16 protein-coding genes and 1 pseudogene are annotated in these 19382 nt (G+C 68.7%); 5 read left to right on the top strand and 12 right to left on the bottom strand.

What is annotated here, in order from left to right; genetic code table 11:
• Window positions 1–25: 25 nt before the first annotated feature.
• The 3 genes and pseudogenes from rarD to lspA all read right to left on the bottom strand — a co-directional run bounded on the left by rarD (window position 26) and on the right by lspA (window position 2557).
• A complete protein-coding gene (gene rarD, locus H7I57_RS18405) occupies window positions 26–916 on the bottom strand; it encodes an EamA family transporter RarD (protein ID WP_264025158.1) in 891 nt (296 codons plus the stop codon).
• Entirely contained in the window at window positions 913–1842 is a 930-nt protein-coding gene (locus tag H7I57_RS18400; protein WP_264025157.1) for an RluA family pseudouridine synthase, read from the bottom strand. Before H7I57_RS18400 ends, rarD begins: the two co-directional genes overlap by 4 nt.
• Window positions 1842–2557, bottom strand: a pseudogene (gene lspA, locus H7I57_RS18395) (signal peptidase II). The gene H7I57_RS18400 and the pseudogene lspA overlap by 1 nt, the downstream one beginning before the upstream one ends.
• Window positions 2558–2599: 42 nt before the next feature.
• Here lspA and H7I57_RS18390 point away from each other — a divergent pair.
• Window positions 2600–3502, top strand: a complete 903-nt coding sequence (locus tag H7I57_RS18390) for an asparaginase (protein WP_264025156.1) — start codon at window positions 2600–2602, stop codon at window positions 3500–3502.
• On the opposite strand, the gene H7I57_RS18385 is transcribed toward H7I57_RS18390, so the two are convergent.
• Window positions 3503–4870 (bottom strand): DNA polymerase IV, encoded by a 1368-nt coding sequence (locus tag H7I57_RS18385; RefSeq protein ID WP_264025155.1) that lies wholly within the window; start codon window positions 4868–4870, stop codon window positions 3503–3505. It lies immediately after the preceding gene.
• 39 nt (window positions 4871–4909) lie between these two features.
• Between H7I57_RS18385 and H7I57_RS18380 the strand changes: the two genes are divergently transcribed.
• A complete protein-coding gene (locus H7I57_RS18380; RefSeq protein WP_264025154.1) occupies window positions 4910–5143 on the top strand; it encodes an RNA-binding S4 domain-containing protein in 234 nt (77 codons plus the stop codon).
• Window positions 5144–5151: 8 nt separating this feature from the next.
• On the opposite strand, the gene ileS is transcribed toward H7I57_RS18380, so the two are convergent.
• Together ileS and H7I57_RS18370 are read right to left on the bottom strand one after the other, a co-directional pair.
• Window positions 5152–8328, bottom strand: a complete 3177-nt coding sequence (ileS, locus tag H7I57_RS18375; RefSeq protein ID WP_264025153.1) for an isoleucine--tRNA ligase — start codon at window positions 8326–8328, stop codon at window positions 5152–5154.
• A 258-nt stretch (window positions 8329–8586) separates the two neighbouring features.
• The gene (locus H7I57_RS18370; protein ID WP_264025152.1) at window positions 8587–9189 is read right to left on the bottom strand and encodes a hypothetical protein; all 603 of its coding nucleotides are present in this window, start codon (window positions 9187–9189) and stop codon (window positions 8587–8589) included.
• Between the two features lie 135 nt (window positions 9190–9324).
• On the opposite strand from H7I57_RS18370, the gene H7I57_RS18365 reads away from it, so the two are divergent.
• Window positions 9325–9699: a helix-turn-helix domain-containing protein gene (locus tag H7I57_RS18365; RefSeq protein ID WP_264025151.1), complete on the top strand. Its 375-nt coding sequence runs from the start codon at window positions 9325–9327 to the stop codon at window positions 9697–9699.
• A gap of 15 nt (window positions 9700–9714) precedes the next feature.
• Window positions 9715–10449 (top strand): hypothetical protein, encoded by a 735-nt coding sequence (locus H7I57_RS18360; RefSeq protein ID WP_264025149.1) that lies wholly within the window; start codon window positions 9715–9717, stop codon window positions 10447–10449.
• Window positions 10450–10452: 3 nt separating this feature from the next.
• Here H7I57_RS18360 and lipL read toward each other — a convergent pair whose 3' ends face one another.
• The 4 genes from lipL to mutA are packed head-to-tail and all read right to left on the bottom strand — an operon-like array spanning window position 10453 to window position 16954.
• Window positions 10453–11748 (bottom strand): esterase/beta-lactamase LipL, encoded by a 1296-nt coding sequence (gene lipL / locus H7I57_RS18355; RefSeq protein ID WP_308204377.1) that lies wholly within the window; start codon window positions 11746–11748, stop codon window positions 10453–10455.
• 51 nt (window positions 11749–11799) lie between these two features.
• Entirely contained in the window at window positions 11800–12819 is a 1020-nt protein-coding gene (gene meaB / locus H7I57_RS18350; protein ID WP_264025148.1) for a methylmalonyl Co-A mutase-associated GTPase MeaB, read from the bottom strand.
• The gene (gene scpA, locus H7I57_RS18345; protein ID WP_264025146.1) at window positions 12820–15072 is read right to left on the bottom strand and encodes a methylmalonyl-CoA mutase; all 2253 of its coding nucleotides are present in this window, start codon (window positions 15070–15072) and stop codon (window positions 12820–12822) included.
• Window position 15073: 1 nt separating this feature from the next.
• Entirely contained in the window at window positions 15074–16954 is a 1881-nt protein-coding gene (gene mutA, locus H7I57_RS18340) for a methylmalonyl-CoA mutase small subunit (RefSeq protein ID WP_264025145.1), read from the bottom strand.
• A gap of 110 nt (window positions 16955–17064) precedes the next feature.
• Here mutA and H7I57_RS18335 point away from each other — a divergent pair, with 110 nt between their 5' ends.
• The gene (locus tag H7I57_RS18335) at window positions 17065–17802 is read left to right on the top strand and encodes a TVP38/TMEM64 family protein (RefSeq protein WP_264025144.1); all 738 of its coding nucleotides are present in this window, start codon (window positions 17065–17067) and stop codon (window positions 17800–17802) included.
• Here H7I57_RS18335 and H7I57_RS18330 read toward each other — a convergent pair.
• A complete protein-coding gene (locus H7I57_RS18330) occupies window positions 17789–18151 on the bottom strand; it encodes a DoxX family protein (protein ID WP_264025142.1) in 363 nt (120 codons plus the stop codon). The two genes, H7I57_RS18335 and H7I57_RS18330, sit on opposite strands and share 14 nt — an antisense overlap.
• Window positions 18148–19368: an SPFH domain-containing protein gene (locus tag H7I57_RS18325; RefSeq protein WP_264025141.1), complete on the bottom strand. Its 1221-nt coding sequence runs from the start codon at window positions 19366–19368 to the stop codon at window positions 18148–18150. Before H7I57_RS18325 ends, H7I57_RS18330 begins: the two co-directional genes overlap by 4 nt.
• Between the last annotated feature and the right edge of the window lie 14 nt (window positions 19369–19382).

The following is a 19382-nucleotide window of genomic DNA, read 5'->3' as shown; positions in this document are numbered from 1 at the left end:
GGTCAATCAGTAACGGCGCAAATCCTCACATCGGCGCAGGCACGGCGGTGCGCCGATCGACACGCGCGCGGCGCACCGCGTCGACGGTGAACACCGCGAGCGCCACCCAGATCAACGCGAAGCCCAGCCACCGCGCCGGCGGCATCGCCTCGTGGCCGACCAGCACACCCCACGTCAGCTGCATCGCCGGCGTCATGTAGAACAGCAGGCCGAGCGAGACCATCGCCAACCGCTGCGCCGCGGCGGCGAACAGCAACAGCGGCAGCGCGGTGAGCACCCCCGACAGGACCATCAACGCGACGTGCCCGGCTCCGTGACCGGTGAACGTCGCGTGGCCGGTGACCTGCAACACGACCACATAGGCCAGCGCGAACGGCGTAGCGATCGCCGCTTCGATCCCCACGCTGACCCGCGGATCGGTGGGCACCAACTTCTTCACCGCGCCGTAGAGGCCGAAGGACAGCGCGAGGCCGAGCCCGATCACCGGCGGCGCTCCCACGTTCACCGTCAGGACCACGACCGCCACCACCGCGATCACCAGGGCGCCGAGCTGCCACCGGTTCAACGTCTCCCTGAATATCAGCAACCCGAGCGCGATCGACACCAGCGGGTTGATGAAGTACCCGAGCGCCGCGTCGACGACATGGCCGTTATTCACCGCATAGACGTAGATCACCCAGTTGACGGAGATCAGCGCCGCGGCCGCCGTCAGCAGCAGCCAGGTGCGGCCGGTGATCGCCTTGAGGTCGCCGAGCCGACGGACCGCGACGACCACGACGACCATCAGGACGAAGCTCCAGATGATGCGGTGCGCGAGCACTTCGACTGCGCCCGCGGGCTTCAACAGCGGGAAGAACGCCGGGAACAACCCCCACATGCCGTAGGCGCCGACCCCGAACAGCAGCCCCGATCTCACAGGTCGTGATTGCGCAGGACATCCAGCGCGTCCTGCAGGTCGGCCGGGTACGGGCTGGTGATCTCGACGCGCCGCCCGTCGGCGGGGTGCGTGAACGCCAGCGACCTGGCGTGCAGCCACTGGCGTTCCAGGCCGAGACGTCGCGCCAACGTGGGATCGGCCCCGTAGGTCAGGTCGCCACAGCACGGATGGTGCAGCGCGGCGAAGTGCACCCTGATCTGGTGCGTGCGGCCGGTCTCGAGCTCGATGTCGAGCAGGCTCGCGGCCTGGTGGGCCTCCAACGTGTCGTAATGGGTCACGCTGTTCCTGCCGCCTTCGACGACTGCGAACTTCCAGTCGTGGCCGCGGTGGCGGCCGATGGGGGCGTCGATGGTTCCGCTGGACGGGTCCGGGTGGCCCTGAACGAGCGCGTGGTAGCGCTTCTCGACAGTGCGCTGCTTGAACGCCCGCTTGAGCACGGTGTAGGCCCGCTCGGACAGTGCCACCACCATGACGCCGGAGGTGCCCACATCAAGCCGGTGAACGATCCCCTGGCGCTCGTGGATTCCCGACGTGCTGATCCGGAAGCCTGCGGCCGCCAGGCCACCCAGCACCGTCGGACCGTGCCAGCCCACGGTCGCGTGCGCAGCGACCCCGGGGGGTTTGTCGACCGCGACGATGTCGTCGTCGGAGTACAGGATCGCCATACCCTCGATGTCGACCGGCGTGTTCTCCACCGGCGCAGGCGCTTCCGGCAGCCGCACCTCCAGCCACGCCCCGGCGACCAGCTTGTCGGACTTGCCCGCGCGGGCACCGTCGAGTTCGACGCCGCCCTCCTCGGCCAGCGCCGCCGCCGCCGTGCGTGACAGCCCGAGCAGCCGGGCCAGACCGGCATCGATCCGCATCCCCGCCAGCCCCTCGGGAACCGGCATCGAACGGGTGGTCATCAGGTGCCGGACTCGTCGTCCGGCTGGCGCCTCCCGACCGGACCTTCGCCGTCGTCCGGCTGACGCCTCCCGACCGGTCGTCCGGCTGNCGCCTCCCGACCGGACCTTCGCCGTCGTCCGGCTGACGCCTCCCGACCGGACCTTCGCCGTCGTCCGGCTGACGCCTCCCGACGGTGTCGAAGTCGAATCCGAACAGCGACAAGCCCACCAGCAGGATCGCTCCGCCCACCACCGACGGATCGGCGACGTTGAACACCGGCCACCACCCGATGGACAGGAAGTCCACGACGTGGCCCCGCAGCGGGCCCGGAGACCGGAAGAACCGGTCGACGAGGTTGCCCATCGCGCCACCGAGGATCATCCCGAGACCGAGTGCCCACCACGGAGACACCAGCCGACGACCCATCCAGATGATGCCGAAGACCACACCCGTGGCGACCAGCGTGAGCACCCACGTGTATCCGGTGGCCATCGAGAACGCCGCACCCGAGTTGCGCACCAACGTCCAGGTCACGGTGTCACCGATGATCGATACCGGCTGACCGGGCGTCAGCAGCCGCACGGCGAGCACCTTGGTGACGATGTCCAGGACGAGCACCACCCCCGCGATGGTCAGCAGCAGGCGCAGCTGGCGCGGCGGCGGCCCGCCCGCCGCCGGACCCGCGGCGCTGTCGCCGGTCGTCGGCTCGACCGGGCTCGATGATTCATCAGTCACGCACCCATCATCGCAAAGCGGCGGTGGTGAACAATTCCACCCATGGGTCGCCTCGTCGTCATAGCCACCGGTGGGACGATCTCGACGAGCGTCGACCACCACGGCGTGAAGCGTCCGACCCGGTCCGCAGCCGACCTCACCGAGGGGCTCGACGTCGAGGTCGTCGACGCGATGTCGGTGGACAGTTCACAGTTGACCCCTCCGGACTGGGACCGGATCGCCGCCGCCGTCCGGACGGCGGCCGTCGACCACGGCGCCGACGGCGTCGTCGTCACGCACGGAACCGACACGATGGAGGAGACCGCGCTGTGGCTCGAGCTCACCTATGACGGTGTGCCGCCGGTGGTGCTGACCGGCGCCCAGCGCAGCGCCGACGCGCCCGACGCCGACGGGCCGTCGAACCTGCGCGACGCGCTCGGCGTCGCCGCCGACCCGGACACCCGCGGCATCGGAGTCGTCGTGTGTTTCGCGGGCACGGTGTTCGAACCGCTTGGTCTGCACAAGGTGGCCACCGCCGACCTGCAGGGTTTCGCGGGCCGCACGCTGGGTCCGGTCAAGGACCGCCCGTTCCTCGGCGACCTCGTCGCCGCCGAGGCACCGCGGGTGGACATCGTGCCCGCCTACCCGGGCGCCGACTCCGTCGCACTCGACGCGTGCGTGGCCGCAGGCGCCCGCGGCATCGTCCTGGAGGCGCTGGGCTCTGGTAACGCCGGCGCGGCGCTCATCGAGGGCGTACGCAGGCACTGCGCTGACGGCGTCGCGGTCGCAGTGTCGACGCGGGTTCCCGGCGGACCCGTCAGCCCCGGGTACGGGCCGGGGCGTGCCCTCGCCGACGCCGGTGCGTTCGTGGTGCGGCAGCTGCGGCCACCGCAGGCGCGGGTGCTGCTGATGGCCGCACTGGCCGCCGGGTCACCGGCGAGGGACGTCTTCGAACGCTGGGGCTGATCACGGCGCGCTCTTCAACCGCGCCAGCTCATCGACGAAATCCGGCCAGTCCAGACTGTCCACCGGATTGGCGTGGGTGACCGCAGGGTCGGTGTCGGGAAAGGTGCGCGCATGCCCGGGGCCGGTGCTGCGCGTCTCGAATCGCACGGTCATGACGCCGTGGCCGGCACCCTGGATCCACCCGTGTCCGTGCTCGGCGTGCACCACGTCGTCGCCGACGCGCCATGCCGGTTTCGCCGGTGAAGCATCGGCGGGTGTCTGCGGTGCACCGGTGCGTGCCACCTCCTCGGTCGCCATCAACTCCAGAGCCGGGAAAAGCGACTCCTGCTGATCCTCGGAGAGACCGGAAAAGCCAACGCCGACAAGCCGAATCGGTCCGATCTCGACGGGGTCGAGGAGAAGTCTGCGCGCCGTCGCGGTCAAGGTTGCCAAATCCGTCGTCGCATACGGCAGGGTCGCCGACCTGGTGAGCGTGCTCATGTCGGACTTCTTCAACTTGACGGTGACGGTCCTGGCCCCGCGGCCGTCCTTGAGCAGGCGCCGATGGGCGTGCTCGCCGATCGGACCGGCGGCGTCACGGAGCTGGTCGAGCGTCGTCAGGTCCTCGGGGAACGTCGACTCGGCGCTGATCTGTTTCGCCGGCGCGTTCTCGGCGACCGGACGGTCGTCGATGCCTCGCGCCAGCCGGTGCAGCGCGGGACCCACTGTCGGCCCGAGGATGTTGGCGACCTCGGCATCCGACAGGGAGGCGAAGCCACCGATGGTGTCGATGCCGAGCCGGTGCAGCTTCTCCTCGGCGACAGGCCCGATTCCCCACAGCTTGCGGACCGGCAGCCTGTCGAGCAACACGTGTTCCTCGTCGCGGGAAACGACTGTGATGCCGTTGGGTTTGGCCAGACCGGAGGCGATCTTGGCGGTCTGCTTGCCCGATCCCGCACCCACCGAGGCGACCAATCCGGTCACGGCGGCCACCTCCGCCCGGAGCCTCTCGCAGAACGAGGCCACCTCGGCTGACGAGGCGCCGACGAGTTCGGCGGGCTCGCCGAACGCCTCGTCAAAGGACAGCTGTTCGAGGACCGGCACCATCGTGCGCACCGTCTCGAAGACGCGGCGGCTGGCCAGCCCGTACACGACGCCGCGCGGGGGCAGTACGACCGCGCCCGCGCCGACAAGGCGACGCGCCTGATGCATCGGCATCGCCGACCTGGCCCCGAAGACCCGCGACTCGTAGCTGGCACCCGCCACCACGCCGCGTCCGCCCAATCCACCGACGAGCACCGGCCGGCCCCGCAGGGTCGGCCGGGTCAGCTGCTCCACGGATGCGAAGAACGCATCCATGTCCAGGTGCAGGACCCATCGCGCGGCCACACCCGCCGATGCTAGGCGGTGCCGGTTAGCCTGACCTGCATGCCACACCTAAGCGCCGAGACCTCAGACGTCCCGATCCGGGATGCCTCGATCCGGCTCGGGCAGTTCCTGAAGCTGGCCGGCCTCATCGACTCCGGCGCCGATGCCAAGTCCGTGATCGCCGACGGGCTGGTCAGCGTCAACGATGACGTCGAAACCCGGCGGGGCAGACAGCTTCGCCCCGGCGACGTCGTCGTGTTCTCCGGCCGGGGCGCCCGCGTCACGCCGGGGTGAGATTCCCGTCAGGCCTTGGCGATCGCGACCCGGACGCCGTCGCCGATCTCCTGGGTGCCGGCGCCGTCGGGCTCGCCGAACTCGAAGCTGGTGGCCAGGATCTCGCCTGCGATCAGATCCCGGTGGGTGCGCGCCCATGACTCGTGCTCGCCGGGCACCGAGATCACCACCGAGATCCGGTCGGAGACATCCAGTCCCGTCGATTTCCGCAACTCCTGCAGCTCACGGATGCGGTCCTTGGCCCAGCCCTCGGCCTCCAGCTCGGGGGTGACGGTGCCGTCCAGCACCACCAGACCCGCTCCGTCGGGCAGGGCGGCGGTCCAATCGGGATCGGCCGCAACCAGTTTGGAGCTGAATTCCGCGGGCAGCAGGACGGCAGGCCCGGCCTTCAGGGTGCCGTCGCTTCTGAGCACACCCTCCCCCGCCTTGACGGCCTTGATCGCCGCCTGAACGTCCTTGCCGATGCGCGGGCCCGCGGCACGGGCGTTCACCGCGAGCTCGAAACGACCATGCGCTGCGATGTCGTCGGTGAGCTCCACGGACTTCACGTTGAGTTCGTCGGCGATCAGGTCCCGATAGGGCTCCAGACGCTGTGGATCATTAACGGCCACAGTCAATTTCAACAGCGGCAGGCGAACGCGCAGCTTCTTCGCCTTACGCAGCGAGGATCCCGTCGAGGCCACCTCGCGCACCAGGTCCATGTCGGCGACCAGTCGGGGGTCCGCGGGCAGTGTGTCGGCGTCCGGCCAGTCGGTCAGGTGCACCGACCGTTCGCCGGTGATTCCCCGCCAGATCACCTCGGAGATCAGCGGCAGCAGCGGGGCGGCCAGCCTGCTGGTCACCTCAAGCACGGTGTGCAGCGTGTCGATGGCGTCGCGGTCCTCCTCCCAGAACCGCGACCGCGACCGGCGCACGTACCAATTCGTGAGGGCCTCGGTGAACTGGCGCAACTGGTCGCATGCCACCGAGATGTCGCAGACGTCCAGCGACGCGGTCAGCCCGTCGCGCAGCGCGGCGAGCTTGGCCAGGATGTAGCGGTCCAGCACGTGGGTCGAGTCGGTGCGCCAGGTGCCCTTGCTCGGTGCGTAGAGCGCCAGGAAGGTGTAAGCGTTCCACAGCGGCAGCAGCACCTGCCGGACACCCTCTCGGATGCCCTGCTCGGTGACCACCAGGTTGCCGCCGCGCAGGATCGGCGAGGCCATCAGGAACCAGCGCATGGCGTCGGAGCCGTCCCGATCGAACACCTCGGTGACGTCGGGATAGTTGCGCAGCGACTTGCTCATCTTCTGGCCGTCGTTGCCCAGCACGATGCCGTGCGAGACGCACGTCCGGAACGCCGGTCTGTCGAACAACGCCGTCGCCAGGATGTGCAGCGTGTAGAACCAGCCGCGGGTCTGCCCGATGTACTCCACGATGAAATCGCCCGGGAAATGCGCCTCTTCGCCTTCGGAGGCTCCGGCCTCTCCCGCCACCCCACCTGCGAACCACTGCCGGTTCTCGAACGGATAGTGCACCTGGGCATACGGCATCGAGCCGGAGTCGAACCAGACGTCGAGGACATCCTCGATGCGCCGCATCGTCGACCGGCCGGTCGGATCGTCGGGGTTCGGCCGGGTCAGCTCGTCGATGAACGGCCTATGCAGGTTGTCCGGTCGCACCCCGAAGTCGCGTTCGAGTTCGTCGAGGCTTCCGTAGACGTCGATCCGCGGATAGGCCGGGTCGTCGGACCGCCACACCGGTATCGGGGTGCCCCAGTAGCGGTTTCGTGAGATGGACCAGTCCCGCGCGCCCTGGAGCCACTTTCCGAACTGCCCGTCCTTGACGTGCTCGGGGTACCAGGTGATCTCCTGGTTGAGCTCGACCATCCGGTCCCGGATCTGGGTGACCTTGATGAACCACGACGACACCGCCCGGTAGATCAGCGGGTTCCGGCAGCGCCAACAGTGCGGGTAGGAGTGCTCGTAGGTGTCGTGGCGCAGCAATACCGCGCCGTTCGCCGCCGCCGCGCCCGAACCGTTCTTCAGGTCGCGGATGATCTGGGGGTTCGCGTCGAACACGTGCTGGCCCGCGTAGTCGGGAACCGTGCCGTCGAACCGTCCCTTGGCGTCGACGGGCGTGACCGCCTCGATGTCCGCCGCCTGCGCGGTGGCCATGTCGTCCTCGCCGTACGCCGGCGCCAGATGAACCAGTCCGGTGCCGTCCTCGGTGCTGACGAACTCGGCGCTGAGCACCCGAAATGCGTTGGGCGAGTCCATGAAGTACGGAAACGGGGGCGCGTAACGCACACCGAGCAGGTCACGGCCGGCGTAGGTGGCCACGATCTGCGGCTCTTCACCCAGTTCGCGGGCGTAGGCGCTCACGCGGGCCGCGGCCAGCACATAGCGCCGCCCGTCGGGCGCCTCGGCGACGACGTAGTCGACCTCGGGGTTGACCGCCACGGCCTGGTTCGACGGCAGTGTCCACGGAGTCGTCGTCCAGATCAGCAGGTAGGCACCGACCAGATCCTCTGCGCCGGTGGGGGCGCCGCCCTCAACCCGGTAGCCGACGGTCAGCGCCGGATCCTGCCGGCTCTGGTACACGTCGTCGTCCATGCGCAGCTCATGGGACGACAGGGGGGTCTCGTCGTTCCAGCAGTACGGCAGCACCCGGTTGCCTTCGTAGGCCAGGCCCTTGTCCCACAGCTGCTTGAACGCCCAGATCACCGACTCCATGAAGCCGAGATCCAGTGTCTTGTAATCGTTGTCGAAGTCGACCCAGCGCGCCTGGCGGGTGACGTACGAGCGCCACTCGTCGGTGTACTTGAGCACCGACGCCCGGCAGGCGTCGTTGAACTTCTCGATACCCATCTGCTCGATCTGGGCTTTGTCGGTGATGCCCAACTGTCGCTGCACCTCGAGTTCGGCGGGCAGGCCGTGGGTGTCCCAGCCGAAGCGGCGCTCGACCTTGTATCCGCGCATCGTGCGGTAGCGCGGCACGATGTCCTTGACATATCCGGTGAGCAGATGGCCATAGTGCGGAAGCCCGTTGGCGAACGGCGGCCCGTCGTAGAACACGTACTCCGGGGCCTCGTCGCGGCGTTCGATGCTCGCGCGAAAGGTGTCGTCGCCGGCCCAGTAGTCGAGAACCTCGGCTTCGAGCGCCGGGAATCTGGGCGCCCCGGCGCCAGGCTTCGGGTAGGCGGTCACGTGCGTACGTCTCCTGTGCCAAGTGTCGTTCAGGCACGGGGACGACGTCGCGCAGGTGCGCGAGCGCCGCGGTACCACCCCGCTTGCGCACCCGGGGTGCGCCGCTCGAAGGAAGGCGATGACGGGCCAACCCGTTCGGGTCTACTGGGCGCGGGCCGGAGCGACCTGCCCTGCGCTGTTCTTCCGAAAGCTCCCCGGTGATGGCCGGATCGACGCTGGTGACCCACAGTCTAGCGGGCCTGCCGGGTCACCCCGGAATCACAGGGGCGCCGCGGCGTCCGAGGTGATCTCGATCAGGGCCAGCGGGAACTGCTCGGCCAACTCCTCGACGCTGTAGTCGTCGAATCTGGTGGCGTCATAGCGCCAGTCGAGGTGGAGCAACCCGCCGGTGCGGTGCACCCGCAACTCCAGGAGGTGGCCGCCGTCCGTGCCGTCCTGCTCGGCGGCGACGTTCAGCGATACCTCCGCCTGCCCGGTCGGCCGTCCCGGCGCGGCCGACAGCGCGGTGTGGGCGCCCTGGAGCATCTCCGTCGGGCCCATCGGTGGCACGTCGGAACAGATCAGCGACACGGTGTGGAACAACCACCGGTGCGCGCCCGTCACGTCGACGGTCACGGCGCCCTCGCCGCGAGTGCGGCCTAGCGCCCGACCCAGCGCGGCGAGCAGGATCTCCTCGACCCTCACGCCGAGCCACTCGGTGGCGCCGTCGAGTTCAGCCGCCAATTCGCTCGTCGGTGGAATTCTCAATATTTCGAAACGCGGCGCAATTGCCTCTTCGGCGGGGCGATCAGCCACCTGCAGCGGCGCCGGGACCGGTGTGACGAAGGGCCTGACCTCGTCGGCCATGTATGGAGCGACCATGAAGGCAACGGTACAGCGAATGTCCCAGAATTGGGAGAGCACTCCCAAAACCGTGACGGCTGTGTCAATTAATGGTCGGTCGACTGTTTGCCGGCAGGGCTGCCCCGGGGCGGGAATTCGGTTTATGGTGGTCAAGTGCCACGCACCGATGAGAACGGCAGACAGCTCAAGGCCCTGCTCGATTACCTCCTCGACGGAGAGATCGATGCCAAGGACCTCTTCGATGCGCTAGGCGTCTCGAGCAGCACCTACTACCGGCGCATCAAGGAGAGCGACTACCCGAACGCCGAAGAGTTGCGCCGGGTGGCGGACCGCTTCGATCTGAGCTATCCCGACCTGCAGATCCAGTTCGGGTTGATGAGCAGGCAGGAAGTGCTCAACTACGTCAGGGCCACCGAATCCACCGATCTCACCGTGGCGACCCTGCGGGAAATCACCACGAAACCCTCCGTCAGGCACAGGCCCAAGCTGTCTGAGCTGACACCACGACTCGACGCTCCACCCCTCTAGACCAGGCGACCCCTCATGGCTTTGGCAACACTCATCGCGATCACGCTCCTGTGCATCATGTGGAGTTTGTGGATTCGCCGTGTCACCTGGTCATGCAGATGGGAGGTGGCAGCCACCCTCAACATCGCGCTGCAGGGTATCGCGGTGCTGTTGATGTCGCCGCTGGCCTCCGAAACGCTCGGTCAGTGGTTGTACTCGCTGACCGGCAAGTGGAACCTCGAGGACTACCTCGGTCACGACGCCTACATCGTCGCCGCATCAGCGGTGGTCTACAACACGCTGGGCCGACTCGAACAAGATCATGCGATGCATCGTCGGTTCAAGCAGTTCGTCGAGCGGCCCGCGACGCTGTGCATCCCGCTGCTACTGGGGGCGTTCTGGCTGGGTAACGGGGCGGCGATCTATCGTCCCGACTTCTTCGATGTGCCCACCGACTTCTGGCTGAACACCTACTGGCTGCTGCTCTGCGGGATGCTGATCTACCTTCTCGTCTACGGGTCGCGGGCATTGCTGGTGCTGCGCACCGATCCGCGGTCGCGTCAGGTCGCCAACGTCTACCTGTTCGCCTGCGCCATGGGGATCGCGGCCTGCGTGGTGCGCATCATCACCGCGTTCGTCACGCCGCTGCAGACCGTCCAGGGCAGCACGCTGGTGTGGGTCTTCGCCTGTGCGTGCGGCGCAGGCTTCGCGCTGACGTCGGCATATTCCTGGCGTATCAAGACGAAGTGGTTCACCCGCGCCAGCAGCTGACCGTCAGACCGCGGTGCGGGTGAGGTCCTCATACGGCGAGCCGAACTCCCGCACCGGCCGGTAGCCCTTCTTGCGCGCCCGCGTCACGCCCCGGCGGATCAGTGCGGCTGTCGCCACGAAACCGGCCTGGTCCGTGACGACGAACGGCGTGAGCAGCCGGTTGTGCACGAAGCCGAACGCGAGGCCGGACTGCGGGTCGGCCCAGCCCAGCGAGCCGCCGAGCCCGACGTGGCCGAATCCGGGCAGCACGCCGGGGAACGGCAGACCGTGATACCCGAGATGGAACGACAGCGGCATCACCATGGTGTGGTCGGGCCGCAGGCTCGGCCGGCCGACCAGCGCGGCGGCTGTTTCGCTCGACAGGTACTGGGTGCCATCGATGCGGCCGCCGTTGGCGATCGCTCCGTACATGCGGGCCAACGCACGGGCGGTGGCCACGCCGTTGGCCGCGGGAATCTCGCTGTCGAGCATCGGGATGTCGCCCTGTACGAACGCCTTGACCCCGGGGAAGTACATCGCGCCGAACCCGGCGGAGATCGGCAGCGCCGCCAACCGAGGTGCGACCAGGTTGAAGACCGGGTTCTGCAGTGCGCTTTGTGGGCCGATGATCTGCGCGGCGTGCGTGGGTGCCTCTGCGGGAGGACGGCCGAGGTGCAGCCCGTCGGTGTTCAGCGGCGCGGCCACCTCGGTGCGGATCAGCTCGCGCATCCCCTTTCCGGTGACCGCCCGGGCCAGGCCGGACAACAGCCAGCCGAAGGTCAGCGCGTGGTAGGCGGGCCTGCCGTGCAGCCAGCTGCGGGGCGCCGCGGCCAGGCGCTCCTCCATCCGCAGGTGGTCGACCAGATCACCCTTCGCCGCGCCGTTGAGCTGTGACAGGCCGGCCCGGTGACGCAGCGCGTCACGCACGGTGATCGTCGACTTTCCGTTCGCCCCGAACGCCTGCCAGTACTCGGCTACGGGTGCGTCGTAGTCGATCAGACCACGGTCGGCCAGCCTGTGGATGACGGTCGCGGCGACACCTTTCGTCGCCGAGAACACCATGGTGCCGGTGTCGGCATCCCAGTGCGTGGCGCCCCGCCTGTCGGACCAGCCCGTCCAGACGTCGACGACGGGTTCTCCGTCGAGGTAGACGGCCAGCGCGCCGCCGCCGAAGCGACGCCACGGGAACATCTGGGCGAACGCGCGCACTGCGCAGATGAAATTCTCGTCCGCGGCACCCTGCACGCCGCGCGGCAGGGCAGCGCCGTCGCTTCCGTCGGGGAGCTCGACGCTGTGCTCCCAGTTGCCGACTGCCGTCACAATTTGAATTTACTCCGGCGCGCGGCAAAGAAAACAGGCGTTACCGATTTGTTAACCAGCGGCCGTGGACGGCGCGTCCGCGGCCTCGAGGATCTGCTGCGCAGCAAGCGCCGGCGTCAGCTCACCGTCGCGCACCCGGCGCTCGACGTCGGCCCGGATCCGGCGGACACCGGGGCTGGACAGCACGCGGTCGAGCACGGTGTCGCGGACCATCGACCAGGTCCAATCCACCTGCTGCTTGCGTCTGCGGGCGTCGAACTCCCCTGCCTCGGTGAGCACATCGCGATGCTTGAGCACGGTGTCCCAGAGCTCGCTCAGCCCGGTGCCGTGCAGCGCACTCATCGTCAGAACCGGCGGGCGCCAGAGGGTTTCGCGCGGATAGATCAGGCGGATGGCGCCGGCGAGCTCCCGGGCCGCCGCCTTGGCCTCGACGGCGTGTTCGCCGTCGGCCTTGTTGACGACGACGATGTCGGCGAGTTCGAGCACGCCCTTCTTGATTCCCTGCAGTTGATCGCCGGTACGGGCCAGCGTGAGGAACACGAAGGTGTCCACCATGTTGGCAACCGCCACTTCGGACTGCCCCACCCCGACCGTCTCCACCAGGATGACGTCGTAGCCCGCGGCCTCCAGCAACACGATCGTCTCGCGTGTCGCCTTCGCGACGCCGCCGAGTGTCCCCGAAGTCGGCGAGGGCCGGATGTAGGCGTCATCGTGAACCGCCAAGCGTGCCATCCGGGTCTTGTCGCCGAGGATCGAGCCACCGGTGCGGGTGGACGACGGGTCGACGGCAAGGACCGCGACCCGGTGCCCCCGCTCGATCAGGTGCATCCCGAGCGCCTCGATGCTGGTCGACTTGCCCACTCCGGGCACACCGGTGATGCCGACGTGCAGCGCAGTGCCTGCATCCGGCTGGGGGGACCTCCCGCGTGCGGGGGAGAGCTCGAGCAGCAGTTCCTGAGCTTGCTGCCGGTGGTCGGCACGGGTGGACTCCACCAGCGTGATCGCCCGCGCCAGAGCCGAGCGATCGCCGTCGCGGACGGCGGCCGCCAGCTCCCTGACCGGTTGGCTCATCTAGCTCAGCGTGTAGCCGAGGCGCTCGGCCAGCTTGCCCAGCAGGCCGATCGCCGCGTCGGCGATGACGGTGCCCGGGGGGAAGATCGCCGTCGCACCCGCGGCATAGAGCTCGTCGAAGTCACCCGGGGGGATGACGCCACCGACCACGATCATGATGTCCGGCCTGCCGACCTCGGCGAGCGCGTCCCGCAACGCGGGGACCAAGGTCAGGTGGCCCGCCGCCAGAGACGACACCCCGACGACGTGCACGTCGTTGTCGGCGGCCTGGCGGGCCACCTCCTCGGGCGTCGAGAACAGCGAACCGACGTCGACGTCGAAGCCGATGTCGGCGAACGCGGTCGCGATCACCTTCTGCCCGCGGTCGTGTCCGTCCTGACCCATCTTCGCCACCAGGATCCTGGGCCTGCGGCCGTCGGCCTCGGCGAATTTCTCGACCAGTTCGGTTGCGCCGCTGACATTGCTCGCCATGCCCACCTCGTCTCGGTACACACCGGCGATGGTCCGGATCTCGGCCTGATGGCGGCCGTACACCTTCTCCAACGCATCGGAGATCTCCCCGACCGTTGCCTTGGCGCGGGCCGCGTTGATGGCCAGGGCCAGCAGATTGTTGCCGAGACCGTCGTCACCCGCGGGTCCGGAAGCGGCGGCCGCGCGGGTCAATTCGGCCAGCGCGGCCTGCGTAACGGCGTCGTCGCGATCGGCGCGCAGCCGCTCCAGCTTGGCGATCTGCTCGGCGCGCACCCGGCTGTTCTCTACCTTGAGCACCTCGATCTCGTGGTCCTCGGCCACCTGGTACTTGTTCACGCCGATCACGGTCTGCTGGCCGGAGTCGATTCGTGCCTGGGTGCGCGCGGCGGCTTCCTCGATCCGCAGCTTGGGGATGCCTTCGTCGATGGCCTGGGCCATGCCGCCGTGTTCGGCGATCTCCTGGATATGCGCCCGGGCGCGCTGCGCCAGCCGATGGGTCAGCCACTCCACGTAGTAGGACCCACCCCACGGGTCGATCGGCCGGGTGGTTCCCGACTCCTGCTGCAACAGCAGCTGGGTGTTGCGAGCGATGCGGGCCGAGAAGTCGGTCGGCAGCGCCAGCGCCTCGTCGAGCGCGTTGGTGTGCAGCGACTGCGTGTGCCCCTGGGTGGCCGCCATCGCCTCGATGCACGTCCGTGCGACGTTGTTGAACGCGTCCTGCGCGGTCAACGACCAACCCGACGTCTGCGAATGGGTGCGCAACGACCTGGATTTTGCGCTCTTGGGGTCGAACTGTGCGACGAGCTCGCTCCACAGCAGCCGGCCGGCGCGCAGCTTGGCGACCTCCATGAAGAAGTTCATCCCGATACCCCAGAAGAACGACAGCCGGGGTGCGAACTTGTCGATGTCCAGACCCGCGTCCAGCCCCGCCTTGATGTACTCGACACCGTCAGCCAGCGTGTAGCCGAGCTCCAGGTCGGCGGTCGCGCCGGCCTCCTGGATGTGGTAGCCGGAGATCGAAATGCTGTTGTACTTCGGCATTTTCACGCTGGTGTAGCCGAAGATGTCGGAGATGATCCGCATCGAGGGCTTCGGCGGATAGATGTAGGTGTTGCGGACCATGAACTCTTTGAGGATGTCGTTCTGGATGGTCCCGGCGAGCTTCTCCGGCGGCACACCCTGCTCCTCGGCGGCCGCGACGTACAGCGCGAGGATGGGCAGCACCGCGCCGTTCATGGTCATCGACACCGACACCGCGGACAGGTCGATGCCGTCGAACAGCTGGCGCATGTCGAGGATGGAATCGATGGCCACGCCTGCCATTCCGACGTCGCCGGCCACCCGTGGGTGATCGGAGTCGTAACCGCGGTGCGTGGCAAGGTCGAAGGCCACCGACAGACCCTTCTGGCCCGCGGCGAGGTTGCGCCGGTAGAACGCATTGGATTCCGCGGCGGTCGAGAACCCGGCGTACTGGCGGATCGTCCAGGGCTGGTTGACGTACATCGTCGGGTACGGACCGCGCACGAAGGGCGGCTCCCCGGGCAGGCTGGCCAGCGGGTAGCCCTGCCCGACGACCTCGTCGCGGTCGGCCGCGATGTAGACGGGTTTGACGTCGATGCCCTCGGGGGTGGCCCAGTCGAGTTGGTCGGCGCTGTACCCGTGGGCGGCGGCGGTCGCCGATATGTGGTCGGCGACGTCGGCGGGGGTGGGCGCCTCAGTGGTGTGGTCACCGCGCAGGGGCACGTCGGCGAAGCTTTGGATGGTGGGCTTCGTGGCAGTCATCTCATGCACCCAATCGGTTGAGCAGGTCCGACAACGCTTCGACCGCGTCGATCTTGGCGGTCAGGTAGCCGTCGGGCTTCGAATCGGCTTCTGCGACCGCCTTCTCGGGTCCGGCGAGCAGGATGTGGGGCACACCGGCCCGGCGGGCCGCCTCGACCGCGGCGGAGGCCTCGTTCGCGTAGCGGGCGTCGGTCCCGCAGATCACCGCGATCGCGGTGCCGCCTGCGTCCGACACCGCCGTTCCGACACCGGCGGCGTCAAGCGGACCGGGATTGATCGCCTCGATCCCGCCGGAGGCCAGCAGGTTGGCGGCGAACGTGGTGCGGATGTTGTGTTCGGCGAGCGGACCGAGCGGCAGGAGCAGCGCCTGCGGCCTTGCGCCCGTCTTCTCCAGATGAACGTCCGAGCGGTCCCGCAGCGCTTCGAAACCCGAGGCGTAGCGCCGAACCGAGGGCAGCACCTCGCCGGGCGGCAGCGGGACTTCGGCGAGGTTCGGGTATTCGTTGACACCGGTCAGGGCGGTCCTGCGGTGCGCGATGTCCGCCGCACGGCGCTCGGCGACCCCTGCGATGCGTCCGCTGATGTGGTCTCCGGCGGCTTCGAAACCGTCCTTGGCCTCGATCTCCTGGAAGTGTCCCCAGGCCTGCTCGGCCAGTTCACGGGTGAGGTCCTCGACGAACCAAGAGCCGGCGGACGGGTCGAGTACCCGGCCGACGTGGGACTCCTCGAGCAGCAGCAACTGAGTGTTGCGCGCGATGCGCCGCGCGAAACTGCGTGCGGTGCCGGGGAATCCACCCGGAATAGCGACGTCGAACGGATGCACCAGCACGGTGTCGGCGCCCCCGACGCCTGCCGAGAACGCTGCCACAGTGGTGCGCAACATGTTCACCCAGGGATCGCGCTGCGCCATCATGGCAAGCGAGGTCGTCGCGTGCACCGTCGCCGCGCCCGCGTCGGGCTCCCCCACCACGTCGGCCACCCGCGCCCAGAGTTGGCGCGCGGCACGGAGTTTCGCGATGGTCATGAACTGGTCGTCGTCCGCCGCGAACCGGAAGCTGATCTGCCCGAGAGCGGTGGCGGCAGGCAGTCCGGCGTCGACCAGCAGGCGCAGGTAGGCCACGCCCGCGGCGATCGCGGCACCGAGTTCCCACGACGCGTTGGCACCGAGGTTGTGGAACGCCGGTCCGTCGACGGTGATCGCCCGCACGTGTCCTTCGTATCCAGCGATCTTCTCCGCGGTCGCCACCACGTCGCCGAGCGCGGGAGCGGACCGTCCCGCCAGCGGCGCCGTCAACGGGTCGGCGCCGAGATCCACCGACAGCCGGGACCGCTGGTCGTCGTCGAGTCCGGTCAGCAGGGCGAGCAGCGCATCGGCGGCCGCCAGGTAGGTCTCACCGTCTCCCGTGATCTCCAGCACCACGGGTACGAGGTCGAGGAAGACCCCGTCGAGCAACCGGTCCAGGGCGGCCGGGGGCAGCGCGCCCTCGTCGCCGCCGACCCGCAGCACCAGCGCGCTGACGCCCTCGGTCAGCGCGAGCAGCACCGAGCCGTTGCCGTCGTCGGCCGTCGACCCTTCGGTGGGAAAGGCCTCGGCGACCCTCCATCCCGCCTTGACGTCACGCACGGCGTCACCGCCGCGCACGAAGGGCCACCAGCCCGGCAACTCGGGCTCGGCGAGCTCATCGACGCCGGTGTACAGGGGCCGGATAGCGAAGCCGTCATAGGTCTGCGAATCCAGCAGCCGTTCCGGCTCTGCGGGCAGATCTGCGGGGTCGCGCCGGCTGGACTTCGCCAGGACTTCCGCCACAGCGGACCGCCATCGGTCGAGATCGGAATCGACTACACCCCCGGCAGCGCCGGCGCTGGGATTCTGCACAGCCATCAGGCTAAATGATGCCCGTCACGCCGGAGTGCCCCGGTCGGGCTGATGTTCTCCGTGGCCACGCCTGTCAGACAACAGGCGTTCGCCGCGGCCCCGTACTGTTGGGAGACGTGAAGTCCGTCGTCAGCACGCTGCGCACCGTCGGTGCCGCGACGACCGCTACCTTGCGAACTCTTCCCCCGCGCCGGTTCGCAGCCATTCTGACCGCCATTGTGATCCTCATCGCAGTTGCGGTCCTCGTACCGCTGCCGACCGCGATCCAGCTGCGGGACTGGGCCACGTCGGTGGGCCCGTGGTTCCCACTCGCCTTCGTGGCCGCCCACCTCGTCGTCACGGTGTTCCCGTTTCCGCGCACCATGTTCACACTGGCCGCGGGCCTGCTGTTCGGTCCGTACCTGGGGGTCCCGATGGCGGTGCTCGCCAGCACCGCGAGCGCCTTGATCGCGCTCCTGCTGATTCGCGCGGCGGGCTGGCGCATGGACCGACTGGTCACCCACCCACGCCTGGATGCGGTCAATGCGCGGCTGGCCGAACGCGGCTGGCCGACCGTGCTGTCGATGCGGATGATTCCCGCCGTCCCGTTCTCGGTGCTGAACTACGCGGCGGGCTCGTCGGCGGTCCGGGTGCTGCCGTACACGCTGGCGACCTTCGTGGGCCTGCTCCCCGGCACCGCGGCGATCGTCATTCTCGGCGACGCCCTCACGGGCAATGTCAGCCCCCTGCTGTTCCTGGTGTCGCTGTGCACGGCGAGCGTCGGCGTCGCCGGGCTGGTCTACGAGTTCCGGTCACAGCGCAGTACCTCCGGCGACGAACCGGCCGAGCCCGCCGAACGGATCACCGCCGGTTGACCGACGGCCCCTTCACCGTCATCGCCCCGTACAGGCCGAGGAACGACGACGCCGCCACCAGCCCCGGGCTCCAGTCCCTGGCCTTGATGTGAAAGCCGACCGCCAGCACGAAGTAGACGGTCAGCATGAACGTGGTGAGCCGCGCCAACCCCGGGAACCGGTACACCGACAACAGTCCGATGGCTGCGGCCGCCTTGACGAACGGGATGACCGGCCGCAGTTCCGGTGCGAGCCCGACGTCGTCGAAGGCCTTCTCGATCGGGGCGATCGGCACCGCGCACGCCACGGCGTCGCCTGCCTGCAACGCGGCCAGTGTCGCGTAGGTCCTCGTCGAGGTCAGCACTGTCATTCGCCCGGAGCACCGTGGCGCGGCGCCGGGGCCTGCAGGTTGGTGTAGTCGGTCGCGTCCGGCTGCGACTGTTGCGTCAGCGGCGGGTACTGCCGCGGCCCGTCGAGGCCGGCCACCGGGGTGCGCGCCTCGGCCACCGCCTCGGCGACCGCCTGAGCGATCTCCGGGTCGGTCTGGGTGTTGAACCAGTCGGCCACCTCGGCCGAGTCGTCCTCCGGCTTGGGCAGATTCTCCTCGACCGGCGACGGCGTGTAGCGGAACACCCCGTCCTCACCCGGCGCGCCCAGCAGCTTGGTGAAGCCCTGCAGCGCCGCGCCGAAATCGCTGGGCACCAGCCACACCTTGTTCGCCTCGCCCTTGGCCATCTGCGGCAACGTCTGCAGGTACTGGTAGGCCAGCATCTCCGGGGTGGGGCGACCGGCCTTGATGGCGGCGAAGGTCTTCTCGATCGCCTTGGCCTGACCCTGGGCCTGGAGGTAGGAGGCGGCGCGCTCACCCTGGGCCCGCAACATGCGCGACTGCCGGTCGGCCTCGGCGGTGAGGATGGCGGCCTGCTTCGCGCCTTCTGCCGCCAGGATCTGGGACTGTTTCTGCCCCTCCGCCTGCTTGATGGACGCCTCCCGGTGGCCCTCCGCGGTCAGGATCATCGCGCGCTTCTCCCGGTCGGCGCGCATCTGCTTCTCCATCGAGTCCTGGATCGACGGCGGCGGATCGATGCTGCGCAGTTCGACCCGGGCCACCCGCAGACCCCATCGGTTGGTGGCCTCGTCGAGCACCCCGCGGAGCTGGCCGTTGATCGAGTCACGAGAGGTCAGTGTCTGTTCCAGCGTCATGCCGCCCACCACGTTGCGCAGTGTGGTGGTGGTCAGTTGCTCGACGCCGACGATGTAGTTGCTGATCTGGTAGACCGCCGCCTGCGGGTTGGTGACCTGGAAGTAGACGACCGTGTCGATGTTCACCGTCAGGTTGTCCTCGGTGATCACCGGCTGCGGGGGGAACGACACCACCCGCTCGCGCAGGTCGACCCGCGCCCGGATCTTGTCGATGAAGGGCAGCAGCAGCGTCAGCTGCCCTGACACCGTCTTGCTGTAGCGGCCCAGGCGTTCGATCACCGCGGCCTCCGCCTGGGGTACCAGCGCCACCGATTTCGCCACGACGATCACGGCGAACACCACCAATACGGCCAGCAGGACCAACCCTGCGACAGCACCGTCCACAACAGACTCCTTCT

The sequence above is a fragment of the Mycolicibacterium pyrenivorans genome (genome assembly GCF_025821625.1).
GTDB lineage: Bacteria > Actinomycetota > Actinomycetes > Mycobacteriales > Mycobacteriaceae > Mycobacterium > Mycobacterium pyrenivorans.
The sequence above is the reverse complement of the archived record's forward strand: the minus strand, read 5'-3'. Positions and strand labels throughout refer to the sequence as shown.

Excerpts from the sequence above, each read along its gene's own strand:
- scpA (WP_264025146.1), bottom strand. The coding sequence starts at position 15,072 with ATGACTGCCACGAAGCCCACCATCCAAAGCTTCGCCGACGTGCCCCTG.
- meaB (WP_264025148.1), bottom strand. The coding sequence starts at position 12,819 with ATGAGCCAACCGGTCAGGGAGCTGGCGGCCGCCGTCCGCGACGGCGAT.
- H7I57_RS18330 (WP_264025142.1), bottom strand. The coding sequence starts at position 18,151 with ATGACAGTGCTGACCTCGACGAGGACCTACGCGACACTGGCCGCGTTG.
- H7I57_RS18370 (WP_264025152.1), bottom strand. The coding sequence starts at position 9,189 with ATGGTCGCTCCATACATGGCCGACGAGGTCAGGCCCTTCGTCACACCG.
- H7I57_RS18380 (WP_264025154.1), top strand. The coding sequence starts at position 4,910 with ATGCCACACCTAAGCGCCGAGACCTCAGACGTCCCGATCCGGGATGCC.
- H7I57_RS18360 (WP_264025149.1), top strand. The coding sequence starts at position 9,715 with ATGGCTTTGGCAACACTCATCGCGATCACGCTCCTGTGCATCATGTGG.
- H7I57_RS18400 (WP_264025157.1), bottom strand. The coding sequence starts at position 1,842 with ATGACCACCCGTTCGATGCCGGTTCCCGAGGGGCTGGCGGGGATGCGG.
- mutA (WP_264025145.1), bottom strand. The coding sequence starts at position 16,954 with ATGGCTGTGCAGAATCCCAGCGCCGGCGCTGCCGGGGGTGTAGTCGAT.
- H7I57_RS18390 (WP_264025156.1), top strand. The coding sequence starts at position 2,600 with ATGGGTCGCCTCGTCGTCATAGCCACCGGTGGGACGATCTCGACGAGC.